Origin of the sequence: Paenibacillus sp. 2KB_20, assembly GCF_052115765.1 — a bacterium.
Classification (GTDB): Bacteria; Bacillota; Bacilli; order Paenibacillales; family Paenibacillaceae; genus Paenibacillus_AQ.
The window spans coordinates 62814-84104 of record NZ_JBFRHH010000018.1 but is presented as its reverse complement, the minus strand read 5'-3'; the positions used below and the strand labels follow the sequence as shown (position 1 = coordinate 84104).

At 47.6% G+C, this 21291-nt stretch carries 19 protein-coding genes; 17 read left to right on the top strand and 2 right to left on the bottom strand.

Annotated elements, in window-relative coordinates; translation table 11 throughout:
• Positions 1 to 3 precede the first annotated feature (3 nt).
• Genes AB4124_RS30585 through AB4124_RS30570 form a run of 4 tightly spaced genes read left to right on the top strand, consistent with a single transcriptional unit; the run spans position 4 to position 3062 of the window.
• Positions 4 to 1242 (top strand): Ger(x)C family spore germination protein, encoded by a 1239-nt coding sequence (locus tag AB4124_RS30585; RefSeq protein ID WP_441975171.1) that lies wholly within the window; start codon positions 4 to 6, stop codon positions 1240 to 1242.
• Positions 1243 to 1251: 9 nt separating this feature from the next.
• The gene (locus tag AB4124_RS30580) at positions 1252 to 1491 is read left to right on the top strand and encodes a hypothetical protein (RefSeq protein ID WP_441975170.1); all 240 of its coding nucleotides are present in this window, start codon (positions 1252 to 1254) and stop codon (positions 1489 to 1491) included.
• Positions 1492 to 1508: 17 nt separating this feature from the next.
• Complete coding sequence (locus tag AB4124_RS30575) at positions 1509 to 2633, top strand: GerAB/ArcD/ProY family transporter (protein ID WP_430107400.1); 1125 nt, start codon at positions 1509 to 1511, stop codon at positions 2631 to 2633.
• A 57-nt stretch (positions 2634 to 2690) separates the two neighbouring features.
• The gene (locus AB4124_RS30570) at positions 2691 to 3062 is read left to right on the top strand and encodes an ADP-ribosylglycohydrolase family protein (protein WP_441975169.1); all 372 of its coding nucleotides are present in this window, start codon (positions 2691 to 2693) and stop codon (positions 3060 to 3062) included.
• 120 nt (positions 3063 to 3182) lie between these two features.
• Here AB4124_RS30570 and AB4124_RS30565 read toward each other — a convergent pair whose 3' ends face one another.
• Positions 3183 to 3989, bottom strand: coding sequence for a phytanoyl-CoA dioxygenase family protein (locus AB4124_RS30565; RefSeq protein WP_441975168.1), 807 nt, complete (start codon positions 3987 to 3989; stop codon positions 3183 to 3185).
• 134 nt (positions 3990 to 4123) lie between these two features.
• On the opposite strand from AB4124_RS30565, the gene AB4124_RS30560 reads away from it, so the two are divergent.
• The 13 genes from AB4124_RS30560 to AB4124_RS30500 all read left to right on the top strand — a co-directional run bounded on the left by AB4124_RS30560 (position 4124) and on the right by AB4124_RS30500 (position 19602).
• Positions 4124 to 4930 carry a helix-turn-helix domain-containing protein gene (locus AB4124_RS30560; protein ID WP_441975167.1) on the top strand — a complete coding sequence of 269 codons (807 nt, stop codon included), beginning with the start codon at positions 4124 to 4126 and terminating at the stop codon, positions 4928 to 4930.
• A 149-nt stretch (positions 4931 to 5079) separates the two neighbouring features.
• Positions 5080 to 5985, top strand: coding sequence for a DMT family transporter (locus tag AB4124_RS30555; RefSeq protein ID WP_430183745.1), 906 nt, complete (start codon positions 5080 to 5082; stop codon positions 5983 to 5985).
• 553 nt (positions 5986 to 6538) lie between these two features.
• Positions 6539 to 9781, top strand: a complete 3243-nt coding sequence (locus tag AB4124_RS30550; RefSeq protein ID WP_441975166.1) for a hypothetical protein — start codon at positions 6539 to 6541, stop codon at positions 9779 to 9781.
• Between the two features lie 405 nt (positions 9782 to 10186).
• A complete protein-coding gene (locus AB4124_RS30545) occupies positions 10187 to 11146 on the top strand; it encodes an ABC transporter permease (protein WP_076323274.1) in 960 nt (319 codons plus the stop codon).
• Positions 11147 to 11184: 38 nt separating this feature from the next.
• Positions 11185 to 12081 carry a carbohydrate ABC transporter permease gene (locus tag AB4124_RS30540; protein ID WP_339272975.1) on the top strand — a complete coding sequence of 299 codons (897 nt, stop codon included), beginning with the start codon at positions 11185 to 11187 and terminating at the stop codon, positions 12079 to 12081.
• 63 nt (positions 12082 to 12144) lie between these two features.
• Positions 12145 to 13737, top strand: coding sequence for an ABC transporter substrate-binding protein (locus tag AB4124_RS30535; protein WP_441975165.1), 1593 nt, complete (start codon positions 12145 to 12147; stop codon positions 13735 to 13737).
• Positions 13738 to 13856: 119 nt separating this feature from the next.
• Entirely contained in the window at positions 13857 to 14987 is a 1131-nt protein-coding gene (locus AB4124_RS30530; protein WP_441975164.1) for a GntR family transcriptional regulator, read from the top strand.
• Between the two features lie 238 nt (positions 14988 to 15225).
• On the top strand, positions 15226 to 16185 hold the full coding sequence (locus tag AB4124_RS30525; protein ID WP_430107414.1) for an AAA family ATPase: 960 nt from the start codon (positions 15226 to 15228) through the stop codon (positions 16183 to 16185).
• 14 nt (positions 16186 to 16199) lie between these two features.
• A complete protein-coding gene (locus AB4124_RS30520) occupies positions 16200 to 16844 on the top strand; it encodes an RNA ligase family protein (protein WP_441975163.1) in 645 nt (214 codons plus the stop codon).
• 231 nt (positions 16845 to 17075) lie between these two features.
• Entirely contained in the window at positions 17076 to 17537 is a 462-nt protein-coding gene (locus AB4124_RS30515; protein WP_441975162.1) for a hypothetical protein, read from the top strand.
• A gap of 33 nt (positions 17538 to 17570) precedes the next feature.
• Complete coding sequence (locus AB4124_RS30510) at positions 17571 to 17927, top strand: DUF4181 domain-containing protein (protein WP_441975161.1); 357 nt, start codon at positions 17571 to 17573, stop codon at positions 17925 to 17927.
• Between the two features lie 99 nt (positions 17928 to 18026).
• Positions 18027 to 18476 carry a DUF1569 domain-containing protein gene (locus AB4124_RS30505; RefSeq protein ID WP_379409126.1) on the top strand — a complete coding sequence of 150 codons (450 nt, stop codon included), beginning with the start codon at positions 18027 to 18029 and terminating at the stop codon, positions 18474 to 18476.
• 121 nt (positions 18477 to 18597) lie between these two features.
• Positions 18598 to 19602 (top strand): MerR family transcriptional regulator, encoded by a 1005-nt coding sequence (locus AB4124_RS30500; RefSeq protein WP_441975160.1) that lies wholly within the window; start codon positions 18598 to 18600, stop codon positions 19600 to 19602.
• Positions 19603 to 19671: 69 nt separating this feature from the next.
• Here AB4124_RS30500 and AB4124_RS30495 read toward each other — a convergent pair whose 3' ends face one another.
• Positions 19672 to 21132 (bottom strand): alpha/beta hydrolase family protein, encoded by a 1461-nt coding sequence (locus AB4124_RS30495; RefSeq protein ID WP_441975159.1) that lies wholly within the window; start codon positions 21130 to 21132, stop codon positions 19672 to 19674.
• Positions 21133 to 21291 lie beyond the last annotated feature (159 nt).

Genomic DNA, 21291 nt, shown 5'->3' with positions numbered 1-21291 from the left:
TGAATGCAGACCAGCGGGAAAGCGAGTGAACATTGGATGAAACGGATATTGGCGTTGCTTCTCTTACATATCGTCATCACTCTTCTTCTGAGCGGTTGCTGGAACCGCAGAGAATTGAACGAATTGGCCATAGCGGTAGCCGCAGGGGTTGATTGGGTGGACGGCCGCTACCGTTTATCGGTCCAAGTCGCTATTCCCGGGCAGATAACCGCCAAAAGAAGCGGGAGTCCCCAAGCGCCTGCTACACTGTTTACGGCTGAAGGCGATACCATATTTGAGGCGGCCAGGAGAATAACTCAGATTAGCCCGAGAAAAATTTATTTTTCCCATTTACGGATGTTTCTGGTGGATGAGGCGATGGCAAGGGAAGGGATAGCCAAAGTTCTGGACCTTCTGTCCAGGGATCACGAATTCAGACCCGATTTCTATCTGGTTATTACCAAAGGAGCAACGGCGGAGGAAACCTTGAAAATCATGACGCCCATGGAAACGGTTCCTGCCAATAAACTTTACGATTCCCTGCAAATCTCGGAGAAGGTTTGGTCACCCAGTATGGCTGTGACACTGGATCAATTGATAAGTGATATTACCAGCAGCGGGAAACACCCCGTGCTTACAGGACTGGTGATAACAGGGAATCGGGATCTTGGAAAAACGAAGAAAAACGTAGAAAATATCGATACACCGAGTCAATTGAAATATTCGGGGCTTGCCGTTTTCAAATTTGACAAACTGATTGGCTGGTTAAACGAGAAGGATAGCAGAGGTTATCGACTCATAAGGGGGCACGTGAAAAGCTCTGTAGCTTTTGTTCCCTGCCGGAATGACGGAAAGGTTATCTTGGAGACGTTGAGGACCGATGCCAAGATGAAGGGGAAAATCATCGAATCCCGTCCTTCAATGGATATCCGGATTAATTTGGAGGGAAATATTGGTGCAGTGGAGTGCAGCGGTTTGGATCTGTCTCAACCTGCGACCGTGAGGGATCTCGAAGTCGAAATGGAAGAAAAAATAACCCAAAGCTTGGAGTCCGTTATCCATAAAGTGCAGACTGAGTTTAAAGTCGACATATTCGGCTTCGGGGAGGCTTTTCACCGTTCGCATCCGAAGGCATGGAAAGAAATGAAGGACGCGTGGAACGACCGATATTTTCCGAACCTCAAGACCCATATTCAAGTGGATTACAAAATCCGGAGAACCGGAACAACCAGTGATTCTTTTCTAAATGATCTAAAGGAATGAGGCGAATTGATGCTGAATATCGCGATTATTGCAATATCAGCCACCATCTTAACCTGGCTGGAGCTGCCGAGGATGCTCCGGGAAAAAGAAATTAGGGAAATCTGGGGGTTTACGGCATTCATGATCATTGGTATTGGAATTAGCGTGGCCCAAACGGTCATGAACGATATTCCAACTCCTCTGGTTTTGATAACGATCGTATTCAAGCCGTTCAGTGATTGGCTCTCTGTCATCGGTTTGACCCAATAAGAAAAGGAGCAGGAAAGATGCCCGTAGTCAAAATTTCATTGCGCCAGGTTAGCATTTTAACTGCCATGTATACGATAGGAAGCGCGATTCTTATCGTTCCTTCGGGTACGACTAACATTGCTAAGCAAGATGCTTGGATAGCCGCTTTGGTTGGGATCGGTCTCGGATTCATCATCTTGGCGTTGCAGCTACAATTGTCCAAAAAGTATCCGGAAACAAATTTGATGCAATTGTCCGAGAAACTTTTAGGAAAATGGATAGGCAAAACGGTAAACTTTCTGTTTTTAATTACATTGCTCCTAAGTGGTCCCGCTTCGGTGTTACACGAAATTAGCGACTTCATGACCATCCAAATGCTGCCCGAAACCCCGGTTCAGGCGATCATTTTCCTCTTCGGGGCCCTTGTTGTCTTGGGGGTGCGTTTAGGGCTGGAAGTGCTGGCCAGATCAGCGGAGATGCTGTTTCCATGGTTTCTTCTTCTGTTTCTGTCCATGAGCATTTTATTAATGTCGGAGATTAAATGGGAGAATGCACTTCCCGTTTTCGAATCGGGGGCCCACCCTATCCTCCAGGCCGCAATCTCTTTTGTTAGTACTGCGTTTCTGCCGCACATCGTGTTGATGATCATCTATCCGGGGGCTGTTAACCGACCGGCAGAGGCTTACAAGGCCGTATATATCGGAAGCCTATTCGGTGCGGGGGTGCTTTTTACGATTATTGGATTAGCGATATTGGTCTTGGGTCCGGACATTACGGCACGAAATCTGTATCCCAGTTATATGCTGGCCAAAAAAATCAATATCGGCAATTTTCTTCAGCGTATTGAAGCAGTCATGGCGGTGATGTGGTTTATCACTTTATTTTTCCGTATCTCCTTGTACTTTTACGCCATTGCGATCGGCGTCAGCCAGATATTTAATATCAAAAATTATCAGCCGCTGGTCGTGCCGCTGGGCTGGATACTTGCCGCGGTTTCCGTCTTCATATATCCCAATGTTCCATACAAGTTGGAATGGGACGCAAAGACTTGGATTCCGTATACGATTACCATCGGGTTTATATTGCCATTGGTGTTGTTCGGGATGCACGGACTCCGTAAATGGCGGTCCAAAAAAACAAAAAAGTCCTCGAAATCCGCCTGAACGATTGGAGGACAAAGTGAGTTGTTTGATAATCCAATGTAACGGCTATTGTCCTTTATGCCAATCTTCAGGCTTATCACCGATCAAGCCCAACAAAAACATTTGAGAATAAGCGTAACCAGTGTTCATACGAACAACAACGCATGCTTGACCGTATTCGGATTAATGATCGGAGGGACGGATGTGTCCAAGGTCATTTCCGAGACAGTTGCGATGGGTCTGGACAATGATTGCACGGCCGCTACCGCAGGCAGCATCGTCGGAGCGATCGTTGGCAAGGAGGGCGTGCCTGTCCATTGGCATGCGCCATTTCATGATACGGTAACGACTTATATGATCGGTGCGGAGAAGTTCAAGATCAGCGATCTGGTCGAGCGATTTACCGCCGTAGCGGAGCAGACATATATCGGTTCTAAGTTAGATATATAAACGGGGAGCATGGACCGACCTGAAATTGCAGAGTGGCTCAGATGTATGCCAAGCACTTCGATTCGAAGAAAAGAACATAGGGCGGCCAGCGTCTCTAAGATGTAGCTGGCCGCCTTTATTTCAATGGGGATAAGCCGTTTCGAATTCGATGCCGCACGGACCGCCATTCGGATTGATATCGAGATCGATCTCCGTACCGTCTTCCCGGAACAGCGGCCGATAGAATGCACCGATCTTGGCAGCCGACGAGTTCGCGTAGTGGCAGATGAAGGCCCTACGGAAACGGTTGGATTTGTTGCGGTAAGAGCCGTGGATCAAGTTGCCGTTAAAGAACAGCACATCGCCTTTGTCCATGATGGCGGGAAGGGCCTTTTTATCCTTGGGCGGCTTCACGAAGTGAGTGGTAAATGACTCGTTCGAATCAGCTTCCTCCGGGCACACCAGTTCATAATCACTTGTTTTCGGAACGACGAGCAACCCGCCGTTATGCTCATCAGCCGGATCGATTGCGGTCCATGCCGCGATACAGTTGCCCGGCTCGACCTGCAGGTAGAAGTTGTCCTGGTGCAGCGCCTGACCGCGGGAACCCGGGGGTTTGTAATAGAACATACTTTGAGCCGCGAGTGCCGGTTCGCCATACAAATCGGCTAGCACCTCCATAACGGGCTTATGCAGCATGTATTTTTTGGCGGTTGCATTAAAGCGGTGCGGATGCATCACACGAGGATAACGCTTCAGCGGTTCGACATCTTCATCATCTAACACCGGCTCAAAGTGGCCGGGAATAGTAGTGTGGCTGATCACCTCGAACGTCGCTTCGATTTCCGACAGCTCTTCCTGGCGGAAGAGCCCTTTTACAATTAAATACCCCTCCGTTTCGAACTTGTGCAGCTGCTCTTCCGTCAATACCTTTAACTTCTCTCGCATACGAATTCCTCCCGTAAGATTATTGTTTTTTCCTGTTGACAATAGAATAAGGTCTGCTTAACTTGAGAGGAAGTATGATATCTGCTTATAATTACCGGGATTCTGCTATTCGAGGTACAGAGGAGGAGAGGTTTGTGCGAACGCCTAACGGACGGGAAGGCATATCCTTAGAAAGTACCGGCACCATATTCGGCGACCATTTCGATCAAGACGATGCTTATCGGCTGCGTCGTCCTCATGGGATGCAGGATTGGCTGCTTGTCTACACGCTTCATGGAGAGGGCTATGTCCGGACGCCTGCCGGGGAGAAACGCTGCGGGCCGGGGGAGCTCGGCCTGCTGCAAGCCAACATTGCTCACGAATACGGGACTGTGCAGGGGAAACGCTGGAACTTCCTGTGGATCCATTATCCCGGGCTTCCGGAAAACAGGCTGCTGCGAAACGAGGAGTTCCTGGTTGAAGCCCTGCCCGATGAACATGTCCGAAGACGTGTCGAGCTAGCATTTCGGAATGTGCTGCAAGATTCGCTGGACCGGTTAGAACTGTGGGAGGCACTGTGTCAGAACGCCCTGCGTGAGATTTTGCTTCTGCTTGCACAGCGCACGAACAAAAGACTTGATCCAAGGGTCGAACAAACCCTCGGCCTGTTGTCCCGCTCGTTAAAAGAAGATATTCGAATTGACGCCATATCGCGAGAGATCGGAATATCGGGGTCAAGGCTGGCCCACTTGTTTAAGCAAGAAACGGGGTACACCATCGTGGAGCATCTGAATCAAATGAGGGTTCGCCATGCCGCCTTATTGATGATCCACTCCGGCCGTACGGCGAACGAAGCCGCGCAGGATGTCGGGTTTAACAGTTACAATCATTTTGCCGATCAGTTTCGCAAACAGTACGGGGTTTCACCGAGGCAGTATCGCCAGGCGTGTAAGCCTACATGAATGCTGCCAGGCTTTTTATGTATTATGCATGGAATCATGCTAAGAGAAGAAGCTGCCTGCAAGGGCGCCGTGTAGTATGGCTCTGTACAACTTCCCTGATGAGATGTTAAATTATAAGGATGTCCCTCATATAGAAAGAAGGTATTAAGTTGGCACGATCCTTATATATTGCACTCATCCTCCTAAGTCTCATATGGGGAGGTTCGTTCTTTTTCATTAAAAATCTGCTGCACGATTTCGGCCCTTGGGGGATCGCCTTCCTGCGGTCGACCTTTGGATTTCTCTTCATTACGATTGTCATGCTCATCATGCGGAAGCCGTTTGCCCTGCGTGAAATTCGTTGGCTGCCGACCGTCGTGATTGCGATGATCAATATGGCCCTGCCATGGACTTTGATCGGGTTTAGCGAAACCAGGCTGGCCAGCAGCATGGCTTCGGTATTGAATGCAACAACGCCGATATGGACCATGCTCGTTGGTTTAGTGTTCTTCGGCTCCGTGTTTAGGCGGATTCAATGGATGGGCATGGGGGTCGCGCTTGTCGGTCTGGTCATTCTGCTCGGCATTCGTCCCGGATCATTTATTACTGTCGATTTCATTGGCTTCGCAGCGATGATAGGTGCTACCTTGTGTTATGCCGTGGGTTCACAATTATCCAAGCGTTTACTGGGCGGGCTGACGATGTATCAGCTAACATTCGGAACGCTGCTTGGGGCGATGGCAGGGAGCGGTATCATTGCTTTTACTACGGAAAAGATTGATCTTTCGAAGATCGTAGAGCCAGCCAATATAGGTTCTCTTGTTGGCCTTGGCATCTTTGGTTCTGGCGTGGCGTATATTCTGTTCAATTATATGGTTTTAAAAGGGAGCCCGGAGTTTGCCACATCCGTCACCTATCTCGTTCCTGCGACGGCGATGATCTGGGGATATACGCTGCTGGATGAACCGATTGGATGGAGCCTGATTATCGGCTTGATTCTCATTTTATCGGGGGTATTTATCACAAATCGTGGCGGACGAACATCAAAAGAGAGTTTGGCTGCTGTACCTAAGTAGCATTCATTAGTAACAAGAAGGACTGCTGAGAGGCAGTCTTTTATTTTTTTATCCCCTTGCTGTACTTTATATGAAGCAATCAAGTTATTCAGGAATTTCGCTATGTACGCAAATTGAGGAAATTCATAAAGTGCTTCCAAAAGAGGGAATGATGCCGCGAGTGATACGAATCTTTATTTACGCCGGGCCGCTTAAATTGCGGCTTTTTTTGTCGTTAACCCGCTGCGTTTTGTTATTTTCCTATTGGTTTTAAACTTGAAAATACGATGAAGACTTTGTGATTATTCTACTTCTTTTGCAAAATCCACTTTGGCATATAGCAGGACAAATGTAATGAAGCGTGATAAATATCGATTGACACCATCTTGGTATTTGCCTAATATACGGGCCAGACGGCCCCCATCCATGTTATATATTCTACTTACAAGGGGCTTATCAATCCATCGGTAAAGGAGGTTCGTATACAAAGACAGTGACTAAACGCCCGCATGCGATCTGCCTGCATGTGGAACGATCCTTCGGGAGACAACGATTGAATCTAAGGAGGTTATTTATGAGAATTAGAAAGGGTGGCAAGTACCAAGTCTTGATGCTTGCAATTTGTTTTATATTCGCATGCTCGGGAGGCGGTAGTGTCGCAGCTGCTTCCGGGGAGAGCAGGCTGGCTCAAAAAACGTATGGAACACCGGAAGAAATTCTGGTCCCTAACAACTATACGGTGGCCGTGTTCAACGGTACCACCGGCAAGGAAGAAGGCCGCAACGTGCTTTACGCAACCAGTAAAGGGAAGCCGGGGCATCTTAACGTCATTGATCTGGAGGATTATAAACTGCTGCGAAGCATTCCGATCGGACCTTCCGAAAGCTCGTGGGCACACACCACGGCACCGGACGGAACATTGTTCCTTGCGGCTGACGGCGGCGGAGCAAGGCTGTGGAGTTACTCTCCGGTTACTCATGTCCCTATGCAGGTTGCACAGTTCGACGGACAGTCGGTCCCGAACAGCATCACCACGGATCAACAGGGCCGTGTGTATGTCGGAACCTATCCCGGAGGCAAAGTGTACCAGTACGACCCGGCTACAAAGCAGACAAAAGATTATGGCCGCGTCATCGGCTTGCTTGATCAGGAATATGTGCGCTCCATTGCTTACCAGGGCGGCAATATATATGCCGGTACCGCACATAAGCAGATCGTACGCGTGAATTTAACGACAGGTGAGAAAACGAATATCGCGGCTTCCTTGCCGGTTAAAGAAGACACCGTGTATGACTTGAGCACGATTGATAACCGTTATTTGTTTGCCAGATATACGGACGGAAGCGGCATTCCTGGAGAGGCGTTTATCTACGATACGCAGACGGAAAGCTGGCTGGATGTCGTGCTGGAGAACGTAACGGGACTGCACGCAACGGACTCGCTTGACGGAAAACTGTATTATATGTCCGACAAGAAGCTGAAAACGTTTGATCTTGCCACCCATGAGGTCGAGTTGACCGGCATGGAGTACAACAGCGGATTTCGGGGAGTAGATTGGGTGGAATTTCCGAACAATCCGGAATACCCGGGCAAAAATCTGGTTACCGTTCGATATGACGGCGGTGTTACGATCATGAACATCGAAACCAAACAGGTACACCTGATGCCGCCGGTCATTCCGGGTCTGCCCGGAGTTGTCAACCGGTTGAAGAGCGTATCCGATACGGAGTTGATCACCACCGGCTCACAGGCCCGTTCTTCACTCGTTGATCTTACGGATAAAACGGCGACGCCGTTCAGCATCGGTCAGGCCGATAGCGTTCATGCCGTAGGAAATAAGGTCTATATGGGCGTGTATCCGGAGGGCGGACTCTACGAGTTCGATCTATCGACGGAGCCTGGAATGAACAATCCGAAGAGATTGGCCGTGCTGGGCAACGATCAGGAGAGGCTGGTGGATATCTCCAGTTCTAAAGGCAAATTGTACATTTCGACTATATCGGGTTACGGTACTTTGGGCGGCTCACTGACCGTTTATGATACCGCTACCGGGGAAATAAACGTTCATCGCAACGTCGTCCAGAATCAGAGCGTGCTTAGCACGACGGTTCATGACGGCAAGGTATTCGGCTCCACGACGATACGGGGCGGACTGGGCTCCGAGCCGACCGAGGCGGAAGCGAAGATTTTTGTATGGGATGAGAAAAAACAGCAAAAAATCACCGAGTTCCCGCTCAGGGTTCCGGGATTGGATAAACCGGTATTCATCGGTGATCTTTCCGCCGGTCCGGACGGTTTGATCTGGGGGGCATCCTATGAATACATTTTCGCAATTGATCCTGATACCTATGAAGTCGTGAAAAGCAAAAAAGTGTATCCAAGCTTAAACTTCAGCCAATGGGCGCATCACCCGCTGCGCTGGTCGGAGGATGGGCTGCTCTATGTGCTGTTTAACAACAAACTGACGGTCATTGACCCAGAAACGCTGGAGCATCGGACATTGGCCGACACCTCCAGATTTGATTTACATGCGGATGGGGACCTGTATTTCACGGATATGCAGACCAATACGATCCTGTATCGGATGGAAGTTGACGGAGAGGTTGTTGAAGAACCGCCGCACACAGCAGTACCTGTTAACAATCCGGGCTTCGAAGAGGAATTAAAGGGATGGAGTCCGTTATTCGCTCCCGGTAACGGTTACCGCTATGATCTCAGCACAGAACGCAGTTTCACGGGAACGCACAGCCTGAAGATTACGGACACGCTGAGAACGGCATCCGTTGCCGTTCAGAGTGATCCGATTCCCGTTGTCCCGGGAGAGGAATATACGGCGGGCATGAATCTTTATATTGAATCCGGCCAGCCGGGCTTTATGTTCCGATTCTTTGATAGCAATAACGCGACCATCTCCACCTTGGAAACCCATTTGGATGAATCGCGATTGGGCCAGTGGCAGAAAGTGACGCTCAGAGGCAAAGCTCCAGCCAATGCTGCATACGCTAAACTGATTGCGGTAACCTCCAGATACAATGTGGCAACCGCATATTATGACGATTTCTTTGTTACGGTAAAAGACAGTGCGCCACCAGTCTCAACGGTAAGTCAATCGCCTTCTCCCAACGAGAACGGCTGGGTGAATTCCGATGTGTCGTTGTCTATCTCTGCGGACCGTGCCTATTCTATCGAATATTCCGCGGAAGGGGCACAGCCGATAGAAAAGACCACAGTAAAAGGGAATACGGCTCAGCTTGAAATCACGAAGGAGGGCGTAACGACCGTCACCTATTCCGCTACCAACTTCTCAGGCGTACTTGAGGTTCCCGGGACACTGAAGGTGCAAATCGACAAGACAGCTCCGGACGTTGAATTCACCGGTGAGCGTACGTACACGGTAACCGACTCCGTATACGTATCGTGCAGCGCCGACGATAGCTTGTCCGGGTTAGCTGAGAATCCATGCCTTCGTCCACTGATTGAACGTCCTGCCTATTTCTTCGAGCCGGGATCCCATGATATTTCCGTAACGGCAATCGATCTGGCGGGAAATAAAACGGAAGCGGTCTTTAGTTTCGAGGTGTCCGTCACCTATGATAGCCTGTCCGCGCTTGCAGAGCATTTTGCCGCAAGTCATCCGGGACTCGCACAATCTCTGTCAAGTAAACTCCTCAATGCCAAAGAGGCCGAGAATAGAGGTAACACCTCTGCTAAGGCAGGCATGCTGAACGCCTTTTCCAATGAAGTCAGCGCACAATCCGGCAAAATATTGACGGGTGAACAAGCAGAATTGCTTGTCAAACTGGCAGGTTATCTGTAAGCAGGCGAAAGCGTTAGTCAAAAACACGATACTTTGCTTTTATATCGTCGTCTATATTTTAGAAACAGCCGCGTGAATCTCGCGGCTGTTTTTGTTTTTCGCAAAGACAAGATCCTCATCGCAAGTGGAATGGACTATTTCATAAAGAAATGATGCACCGTCGAAATTTGTCATAACAAATGTACGGTTTATATATCTAAAGTAGCAATTTTTCGATGTCATATTGACTGGAAAATAAAACCTAACTAAAATGTGTTATAACAAATAAATGAACACGTCAAAAATGTTAATACAAGTAGTTGAGAAGGAGGTGGTGCGTTGCCAAAGCAAGCAGATATTAGTCGCCTAACATAGCTAATATTTGCTTACGCAATTTGATCGAGAAAAAGGAGGTCATGACAAAGCATGGACGCCCGATTAAACTCGGCATCCCCACAGCCCGCTCCAAAGTCCAACAAATGGACGCATATTAAAAGGCAGCTTAAGCGAAATATCGGGCTGTACATCATTATCTCGCCGGCGGTGCTATATTTTTTGATCTGGCATTATTGGCCGATGTACGGCGTTCAGATCGCGTTCAAAGATTTTATGCCTGGCCTTGGCATTTGGAACAGTCCATGGGTCGGGTTTGAGCACTTCGAGCGGCTTTTTGACGCTTATTATTTTTGGACGATTCTGAAGAATACCATCGGGATCAGTTTATACGGACTGCTGGTTGGCATTCCCGCTCCAATCTTGCTTGCGCTTTTGTTCAACGAGATTCGAAATCGTAAATTCCGCTCATTCGCCCAAAGCATCTCCTACGCCCCGCACTTCATTTCGGTTGTGGTCGCGGTCGGTATTTTGTTCTTCTTCATCTCGCCAACGAATGGCGTTTTCAACTCCATCCTTGTTTCCCTGGGGAGAGAACCGGTCGATTATCTGGCAGAGCCATCGAAATTCTGGCACCTATATGTCTGGTCGGGCGTATGGCAAGGAGTTGGCTGGTCTTCGCTCATCTATAGCGCTGCCATCTCAGGCATCTCGCCTGACCTGTATGAGGCGGCTTATATGGACGGGGCCAGCAAATTTCGACGAATTTGGCATATTACGATTCCCGGTATCGTTCCAACCATCGTGATCCTGTCCATTCTGAGCGCCGGCGGCATCATGAGTGTCGGCTTCGAGAAAATACTGTTAATGCAAAACCCGATGAACCTGGAAACGTCCGAGGTGATCTCCACTTACATGTACAAGAGCGGACTGCTTAACACCCAGTACAGCTTTTCCGCGGCCGTGGGCCTATTCAACAATGTGATCAACTTTATCATCCTGATCATCGTCAATGCGGTTGCACGCAAGGCGGGAGAGACCAGCTTATGGTAAAGGCTCGTCCATGCAGGATTAAGGAGGGAACGTAAGAAGTGCTGCTGAACATCAAACGAACGCCTGGAGAAAAGCTGGCCGATATCATCCTTTTAGTGCTGTCCGTCCTCGTGATCATCGCCATTTTGTACCCGCTTCTCTTTGTCTTGTTTGCTTCATTTTCCGATCCGCGCCAAATATGGGACAAGCCACTGCTGCTGTTCCCGGCTGGCTTCAACCTGGACAGTTATGCCAAAGTGTTCGAGAACAGCGAGATCTGGAGAGGGTATGCCAATACGCTCCTGTACGCATTCATCGGGACGGCGATCAATATTATGATGACGGTATTTGGCGCTTATCCGCTCTCCAGAAAGCGCTTTTACGGCAAGGGACTGTTTACGCTGCTGTTTGCTTTTACAATGTTTTTCGGCGGTGGGCTGATCCCTCTTTATTTGGTAAACAAGGAGCTTGGTTTGCTGAATACGATGTGGGCCTTGGTTCTGCCTGGTGCGATCAGCGCCTACAACATGATTATTATGCGAACCTACTTCCAGACCCGGATTCCGGTGGAGCTCGAAGAGAGCGCCTACGTTGATGGCTGCAATGATTTTCATATGCTGTACCGAATTGTCCTGCCTTTGTCCATGCCGATCATTGCCGTCATGATCCTGTTTTACGGTGTCGGCCACTGGAACTCTTATTTTGACGCTATGATTTATTTGACGGATCGGCATAAATTTCCGCTGCAGCTGATTTTAAGGGAAATACTGGTTCAGAACGACTTCAAGGAAATGGCCGGAATTTCGGTCGGTGCCGAATATGCGGATCAGATGATGGTCAAGGAAGGCCTGAAATATGCGATCGTCGTATTATCCGCACTGCCGCTGCTCCTGTTGTATCCGCTGCTGTCGCGTTTCTTTGAGAAAGGCATCATGGTGGGAGCTATCAAAGGGTAAAGCCGATATGGGAGCGGACATTACCGCTTGGAACTCATAATCATGGAAAGAGGGGATATGGATATGAGAAAAGGAATGAATCTTCTGCTTGCCTTAACGATGACATTCTCGCTTACGCTTTCCGCCTGCAGCGGTTCGGGGGGAAAGGCGGAGCCGGAACCAGCCGGAACGGACGGAGATCCCGGCAGTATCAAGTTAAGGATTGTCAAGCGCGGGTATACCGATGTGCATCCTCCGGCTGATCAATTATGGATGTGGCAAAAATACGAAGAAATGTCCGGCATTCAAGTCGAATTTGAAGAGTTGGCGGGCTCCGCCGTGACCGAAAGGAAAAATGTCATGCTCGGCTCCAACGACCTGCCAGATGCATTCTATCGCATTGCTTTCGGCACCGACGAGCTGATGAAATACGGCAAACAGGGCTTGTTTGTTCCGCTCGAGGACCTGATTGAACAGCATGCGCCGAATTTGAACAAACTCTTAAAGGACAACCCGGATATTAAGGGAGCTATAACGATGTCGGACGGACATATTTATGCCCTGCCTTACGTCGATTTCTCTAAAGCGTTCAATTCCGTTCGCCTGTATATCCACAAGGGTTGGCTCGATGAAGCGGGGCTTGATGTTCCGAAGACGACCGAAGAGTTTCGCCAGGCGCTGAAAAAGGTGCGGGAGAAGGACAGCTCGCGTCTGGGCTGGGTGCTCGAGTCTTCCTATTGGACCTTCCTGGAGAGCTTCCTGGCTGGCAGCTTCGGTATGGGAGAAGGCGGTGCCAAGGCATTCGGTCAATATCTATATAAAGACGCGGACGGACAGGTCAAGACGACGTTTAATGATCCGAAGTACAGAGAGCTGCTCCGCTACATGAGCGATCTGTATAAGGACGGGTCGCTGGCCCAGCAAAATTTCACGACAGGCTACGATTATGCGAAGTGGTCTACGGACGGTTCCAACAATCTGATTGGTTCGTTTGTATGGGAAGGTCCGGGATATATCGGGAAGGATGCAGCTGAAAACTATGTGGGCATTCATGCCCTGGAAGGGCCGAACGGGGACAAGGTCGCAGGGGTGTTGGGGCCGCCGGCTAAAGGAATCTTCGGTTTCGTGATAACTAACAAAAACAAATACCCGGTTGAAACCATCAAGTGGATCGATTACTTCTATGGGGAGGAAGGTATTAACTTTGCCACCTTTGGACTTGAGGGCGAAACCTACGAATTGGTCGACGGCAAACCGAAATACAAGGACGAGATTTTAAACTACAAGGGCGGTGTACAGCTGGGCGCTTTCCAGTATGTCGATAACGTGTATGGTGCTTATTATCCATATGTTGAGCCTGACGACGATTTGCGGATGGCGGCGCGCGGGACGACGGTGGCTGACGAAATCAAAGCGGATCCTGCAGAGCTTGATGAGCTTGCGCCCAAAGAGCTTTGGCCGGATTTTGTTCCCACGGATGACGAAGCCAATCAAACCAGCGCGATCCTGACCGACATTAATAAGTATATCGAGGAGATGCGGGTGAAATTCGTTACGGGGAAAGCGAACCTGGACACCGACTGGGATAACTACGTAAAGACCCTGGACAAAATGGGCGCCCAGCGCTATCTGGAAATCAAAAAAGCGCAGTATGAATGTTATTCAAATGTAAAGTAATCGAAATGGTGCAAAGAACGGATGAAAGGAGCGGTTTACATGCCAATGATGCAAACGCTATAATTTTAGTACGACAAGATTAACACTGGAAAATAGATAAAGATGGGATGAGAACCAAGTTGACCAAAGACAATAAACCTCCGCTGTACCGCGTGATTATGGACGAGCTGAAATCGCAAATTTCTTCGGGCCACTATCCTCCGGAAGCCCAGCTTCCCACGGAGGCCGAGCTGAGCTCCACCTTCGGCGTGAGCCGTATTACAACAAGAAGAGCACTCGAGGAGCTGGAGCGGGACGGGTTTATCTACCGCATCAAGGGAAGCGGCAGCTTTGTCAAACCCCGGCAACGTGGACTTGAGCAGCGGTCGGTTGGAACGGAAAAAATGATATCGCTTATCCTGCCTTCCGAAGACGACCGCGGTACGATGGGATATATTCGCGGAGCTTCGGACTGGCTCAACGCGAACGGCTACTATTTGAGCATTCACCAAAGTGATTATGATTCCCAGAAAGAACGGGATTTGCTGGAAATGCTGACCCGAAAGGGCATCGCGGCCATCATATTGTATCCGCGGAACGATCAGACGAACTACGACATTCTGCATCGACTATGCCTTGAAGATTATCCGATCGTAACCATCGATAAATATTTTGACAGTCTGCCGCTAGGGGCTGTGGTTTCCGACAATTTCAATGGGTCCTATCAAGCCGTATCAAGATTGATTGAGCTCGGTCATCGAAAGATTGCGTTTCTAACAGCGGTCAGCATTGAATCGACCTCTTCGGTGCGTAACCGTTATTTCGGATACTGCCAAGCGCTGAAGGACCATGGGCTTCCCGTCGATAGCCGTTATATCAGGCTAAATATGAAGGATTATCGGGAGAAGGTTGGCTTTGAGCGATTTTATAATGAACTGCTGGACTCTTACTGTGCGGAAGAGGTAACGGCTGTTCAGACGGAGAATGATCTGATCGCGGCCAACTTGCTGAACTGTTGTTTGGAACGAGGGATCCGCATTCCGGAGGATATTTCGATCATAGGCTTTGATAATAACCCTGTCACAGAGCATGTCATGATCCCACTGACCACCGTTGAGCAGAATTTTTACGAGATTGGACGCCAAGCAGCAGAACATGTTGTAAACTGGTTGGAGAGAGGGAAACAGACACCGGACCGGACACTGATCCCCGTCAAGCTGGTGGAGCGTGATACAACCGCTCCTCCTCCAAAAGGGAAAGTCACGGAGTAGATTTGATATGAAGGCTGATTGCCATGCAGGATTCTTACCTGCGGCAATCAGCCTTTTTATAGGTATGTAAAAGTTGAGTATAAAAATTCTCTACTTACTCAAACACTCTGCAAGGATGATACATTGTTTAGAGGAAGGTTTTCGATAAGTGATGTCCATTAGAAGGTTGAGTCGTTTATCCCTCCGGACACGTAAACATGACACCAAGCGAACCAAGACCTGAAGGGAGGTGAATTACATGTGTACAATTCATATGCTGGTCGGGATACCCGGCAGCGGAAAAAGCTATCATGCCAAACAATTATGTAAAAGCCAGCGGGCCGTCATCGTTGCGACGGACTCGATCCGTGAAAGATTGTTCGGCAGCGAATCCAAACAGAAAAATACGTATCTGGTATTTGACGAAGCTTTCGCCGAGATCGAACAGGCGCTTGCGTTCGGACGAAATGTCGTTTTTGATGCCACCAATGTCAGCCGGGAGCGGAGACAGAAGTTCCTGAAGCGATTTGGCGATAGATCAGTGGAGTGCCATATCTGCACAACCCCATATGAAGTGGCTCTGGAACGAGTCAAGGGACGAAAACGCCGGCTCGATGAGAAGGTCATGACGAAATTTGCCAAAAATCTTGAATTCCCTGTAAGGGGAGAAGGATTCAGTGAACTGCATCTCGTTCATGAGCAGGGCGAAACTCAGCTTACAAGAGAAGAACTGGAATCGCTGCTAACACGCAAACCGGGTCATGATGAGTTATTTGGCTATTTGTCCCAATCCCCCTATTTCAACGGGATGCTGGGATATGATCAGGAGAATCCGTTTCATTCCAAAACGTTGTCGGAGCACACGTTTGCCGTGCTGGAATATATCAATGCTTTCTATGAAGGCGAGTATTTGCTTGCTATGCAATTAGCAGCGCTGCTCCATGACGCGGGTAAGCCGTTTTGCAAAGTATGGAAGCAAGCAAGAGGTTATTATTCCTATTATGGGCATGAGCATGTATCGGCAAGCATAACCTGCCATACATTGAAGGACCTCGGATATGATGATGCATTTATTCAGCACGTCGTTCAACTTGTAAGCTTTCATATGGAAATTTTGCATGGAGGGGATGCCGGGGCATCCAAGATCTATCATTTGTTAGGCGAAGATATGCTGGCCGAGCTATATTTCTTCGCAGAAGCCGACACTTTCGGTAAATAAGGAGGTGAACAACGATGAAAATGAAATATCCCAAAACGATGCATTTGCCCTGGTCCAGAGGTTATACGGATGACGATAAGATTTTACGGAGTACTGATCATTTTACGGGGCAGGAAGTTGTCATTACCGAGAAAATGGACGGGGAGAACACCACGATGTACCCCAATTTCATCCATGCCAGATCTCTGGACAGCAAGGATCATCCTTCGCGTCATTATGTGAAGACGCTGCATGGTGGCATCCAGTTTTTGATTCCGGAAGGATATCGTCTCTGCGGGGAAAACGTATACGCCAAGCATTCACTTTCGTATTCGGCGCTGCCTGCCTATTACATGCTGTTTTCGGTGTGGAATGAGTATAATGTTTGCCTGTCATGGGACGAGACGGAGGCTTGGGCGGAACGTCTGGGACTTCTAACGGTTCCTGTCTTGTACCGGGGAATCTGGGACGAGGCTGCTGCCAAAGCTTGTTATACGAAGCGGTCAAACTGCGGAGGGGAGCAGGAAGGTTATGTGGTTCGGCTGGCTTCCTCATTCGCTTATGGCGATTTTAAGCGCAGCGTTGCCAAGTTTGTGCGCAAGAATCACGTACAAACCGATGAGCATTGGCTAAGCAAACCGATCGAACCGAATCGCTTGGCTTCTGGGAATAAACAGTAAGAATGAATAATTACCGATGATTTTTAGAAAACGAGGTGTTGATCATGTAATTCTAAGTTGCTATTTATATGAGATGATGTGAATACTTAGACACGAGCTGCCGCTGAAATCGGGGCTTTTTTTATTGCTTTTGTACATACTGGTTACCACATTTTGTTAGTTCAAGTATAATGAACCTATACATAAGGATGAAAAACAGAACCATCTTGATTCCAAGATAGGAGATATAAGATGAGTAAGAAAAGGATGTTTCGAGTTTCTGCTCCGTCAGGGGTCAGACTGATGATTTCGATGTTGATTTTAATCGCTATTCTTCTTGGTAATATCATGAGACACCACGGGGAAAGGGATGTCTTTTATTATTTCTGTATCATATGGTCAGTTTTTTGTTCCGCCGTATTCATCATCTCCGTATATCGAACCTATCTGATGAAACCAGGCGTGATGGAAATGGCTCAAGAAGGAATCGTCATAAACGGTACAGTAATTAACGCTGAAGCTGTGAAATGTTTACTGATCAATCATGACAGGAAACCGGTGATAGGGATCAAGCCGAAAGGGCATAAAATAGTTCCCTTGAAGTTTTGTTTTCAGTTAGCGGAGGACCAGGCGGAGGGAATTAGGCAGCTGGAGACCTGGGCACAAGAAAGACAGGTGAAGGTTTCAAAAGGATTTTTTATGAGATGGTTGTAGAAATAACTTACATTTTATTCCACTTAAAGGAGGATGATAATGGAGGGGCTATACTCATTTATTATCCTTGTTATTTGTGTCGGTCAATGGGTCCTGAGCAAGATCATTGATGTAGGCGAGGAAGAAATGCGTGACACGCCGGTGTATAAATGGTATCTTCTGGGCTCATGGGCTTTATTTCTTCCGATACTCATCCTTGTATGGACTATGGATAGAAGCAGGCCCTATCCCATATGGCCATTCTTATTATCCGTCATCTTCTGCTTTCGCGGCTATTTGGAGTGGAAATACATACGCGAAACCAGGCAACATCAAGTTTCAATCCTATTGGCTGCAGTTTCACTTTGCTTCACAGGTTTGATGATATTAATTCTCCTATTAAAATATTAAAACAAGAAAGCAATCAAGAAGAAATGTCCCGAAAATGGGTCGGCTATAATATAATCAGGTGTTTAACATGGATTTTATTATAGGGAGAGGCAATCAATCATGAATAGTATGTTTAATCAATTGGATATGACCCAAATATTAAACCGAATCGACTCATTAAACTCTCAATCACAACCGTTATGGGGAAAAATGGATGTTGCCCAAATGCTGGCTCACTGCTCTGCGTTCCAAGACATAGCCATGGGCATCACAAACCCGCCAAGAGGCTGGTTAGGTAGGTTGGTAGGGAATTTCGCGAAGCCCGTTTTTTATAATGACAAACCGTTACCCCGCAATATGTCTACCATTCCGGATATTATGATTGTGGATGCAAGAGAATTTGAAACGGAAAGAGCACGATTGAAAGAAAAAATCATAGCGTTCCAAAAGAACGGACCTGAGAGATGTACCACGAAACCCCATTCATTCTTCGGTAAACTGACCCCGGAGCAATGGGGAAAAGGGTTATACAAGCATCTGGACCATCATCTAAAACAGTTTGGCGCTTAAGTCTAAAGAAACCGCAGACTCGCGGTATCTTTAATTCCTTACGGTTCTATTCATATCCTACAGCTTTATATGAAGGCATGCGACTTAAGATGGTATATACTATCTTATTGAGGTGAGTGGAGTGTATTCATACAAAGAGATCAGCTTACAGAGAGATGGGAACCGTAATTCCGTAACACATAAAGACGAAACTTATTCGATCGGACAAGTTGCTGCATTGTTGGGGTCTACTGTAAAAACGGTCCGTTACTATGACAAGATCGGGTTGCTTAAGCCCTCAAATTACACCGAGGGAGGGCACCGGCTGTATGCGAAGGATGATATTTGGCGTTTACAACTCATTACAACGCTGCGCTTTCTAGATTTCGAAATTGATGATATACGTAGGCTCATAGCTGGCGAAATCGAAATTGCTTCAGCCTTGGATTGGCAGATTGAGTCCTTGGAGGCGCAAGTCAGCACTCTGACGAGTATGATCTCGATTTTGCGTCAAGCGAAGACACACGATGAGGATTCGTTAGATTATATTCAAGACTTGGTCAAGACACGGACAACCAATAGTGAGAAGCGGAATCAATTTATGATGGATAAATTGGAGGATTCCAAATTTCTGGATGGAGTCCCTCAGGAATGGAGAAGATCATTTCTCTATTTCTTTAATAAATGTATTGTTAATCAAGTCAAAATAACGGCTACACAAGCGTTTGTCTGGGATGAATTACAGGCGTTAATTAACGATCCCCAGTTTATTCCGGACCTGGTCCAAGATGAATTTCTTTTTTTCAACATGGTCAACCAGCCAAGATGGGGTGCCTCCGTATGGCCCAAGATGATTGAGGATATCCAAAACCGGCTGAATACAGCCTTGGAGCGCAACCTGCCAGCTGGTAGTCCTTTCGTGCAATCCATCGTCGAGAATGCGGCCATGCTGTATGCAAACGCCGAACAGTCGATGAACCAAGAGGATGTTTTCCGTTACTTTGCGGAATATGCGAAGAGCCCTAGAACTGAACGTATTAAACGGTTCAATACATTGTGCGCAATATTAAGCCCGGAATACCGCTTGTTCTCAAAAGGGAACAACTTACTGCTTCAAGGCATCGAATGGAGGCTCGGACATATGTGACCACGCATTACTGAAAAAATAACCGGGGCGATAACGCCCCGGCTAAGAAGTTAAATGCATCCTTGGAATTCAGTCTGCGCCTTTCTGCAGTGAAAACGAAGAATGCTCTCCAATATTTTGTTCCATTAATTTAAACGGCTGCTGCTTTAAATAATGGTTAAAGAAATCTAGACTGAATTCGTTAATTAGGCGATGTGCATTTCGCACATCAACACCTTCCATCCATGCTAGCACAGGTGAAAGCAAGTACGTATCAGAGAAGCCCATGTGCTTCATATTTTTTATCTTCATCCAATAGTTCTCACCCGATGCCACGGAATTGTATCGTGATAACACTTCATCAAAGAACTTGTCCAGCTCCTCTCTTGTTGTTCCTTGGGAAGCGATATTCTCATCGCTCATATTGGCAGTTCCTGCTAGTGTGTCGTCAGCGCTCATCATCAGGAACGGTCCATTCACTCCATCCTCTGGAAGCCGTTGTTCTCCGAATAATCCACCGTCCATGTTGATGGCAGCTTTCAGTCTGGGATCCTTCAACAGGGTTTGAACGGCAGTCGCCCCACCATAGGAGTGACCAAACATGCCCATGTTGTCCGTATCCATACGGCCTGTAAACCGATGATCCGGATCATTCTCCGCGATCTTCTCAACCTGATCGATTACAAACATCGTATCTTCCACCCAGACCTTATTTAATTGATCTAAGTATTCGTACCCGCTATCCTCCAGAGGAGAAAAATTTACAACACGACCATCAGGGAATACGGAAGTGGTGCTATAGTACGTGTGATCAATGCCGATTACGATATATCCATGACTGGCCAATTCTTCAATCTGGAAGGTGTTTTGGTTCTTAACTCCATTGAATCCATGCGAGAATAGGAGAACCGGGTAGGTAGTTTCCTTATTCGATAGTTCTGCACCTTTGATCGCATGCGTTTTAATCAGTCCAAGGTTTTTAAACAACTGCTTAGGCATATTGAGCGCTTGGCTGTATCCATCTTCGAAAATATCGGGGTGTGCGACATATGGCGCTTGTTTGCCTTTCGCCGAAGGATTGGCCGGGTACCAGATTTGTACCATTAACTCGCGTTTATCGTCAGGTGTCGGCGTATTTGCTTCCTCACGCAGCTCATCTTTCCAATCATAAGTCACCGTTCCTATTTTATAGGGCCCCGTCGGCTTTTCAAACTTAAATACTGGAAGCAGGAGAGGCAGTGTCACCGCAATAGTAGAATACAGCACGGCCAGTGCAGCAATCAACGTGGTTTTAAATGGGAAGGCCTTCTTTTTGACTTTCTTTGATTTGGGAATGTACCTTAAGGCCAACACCATGATCGGGATAAACGTCATTGCATAGGCGGGGATCATTTGCCAACGCATTCCTTCGATAAGAATGTGCGCTAGCAGGAGTACAGCAGATATACCGAAACCAAAGATCAGATGTCGCTGCGGCTTGTTCCGAGCAAAGGTCAACCAACCTAGCATAATCAGATTAAAGATGACAAACCACATTTCCAAAGTTCTCATAACAATGAAACCTCCTCAATTTCTGTTCTTGCTGTTTTTACAATGTAAGTATAAAACCTCCCCTAAGGGTACATTCAACAACAAAAAAATGAGCGTATATATACGGTGCATTTAAGGAGTAAGAAGGAGGTAGGTTTTGTTAATACTTTGATATGATTG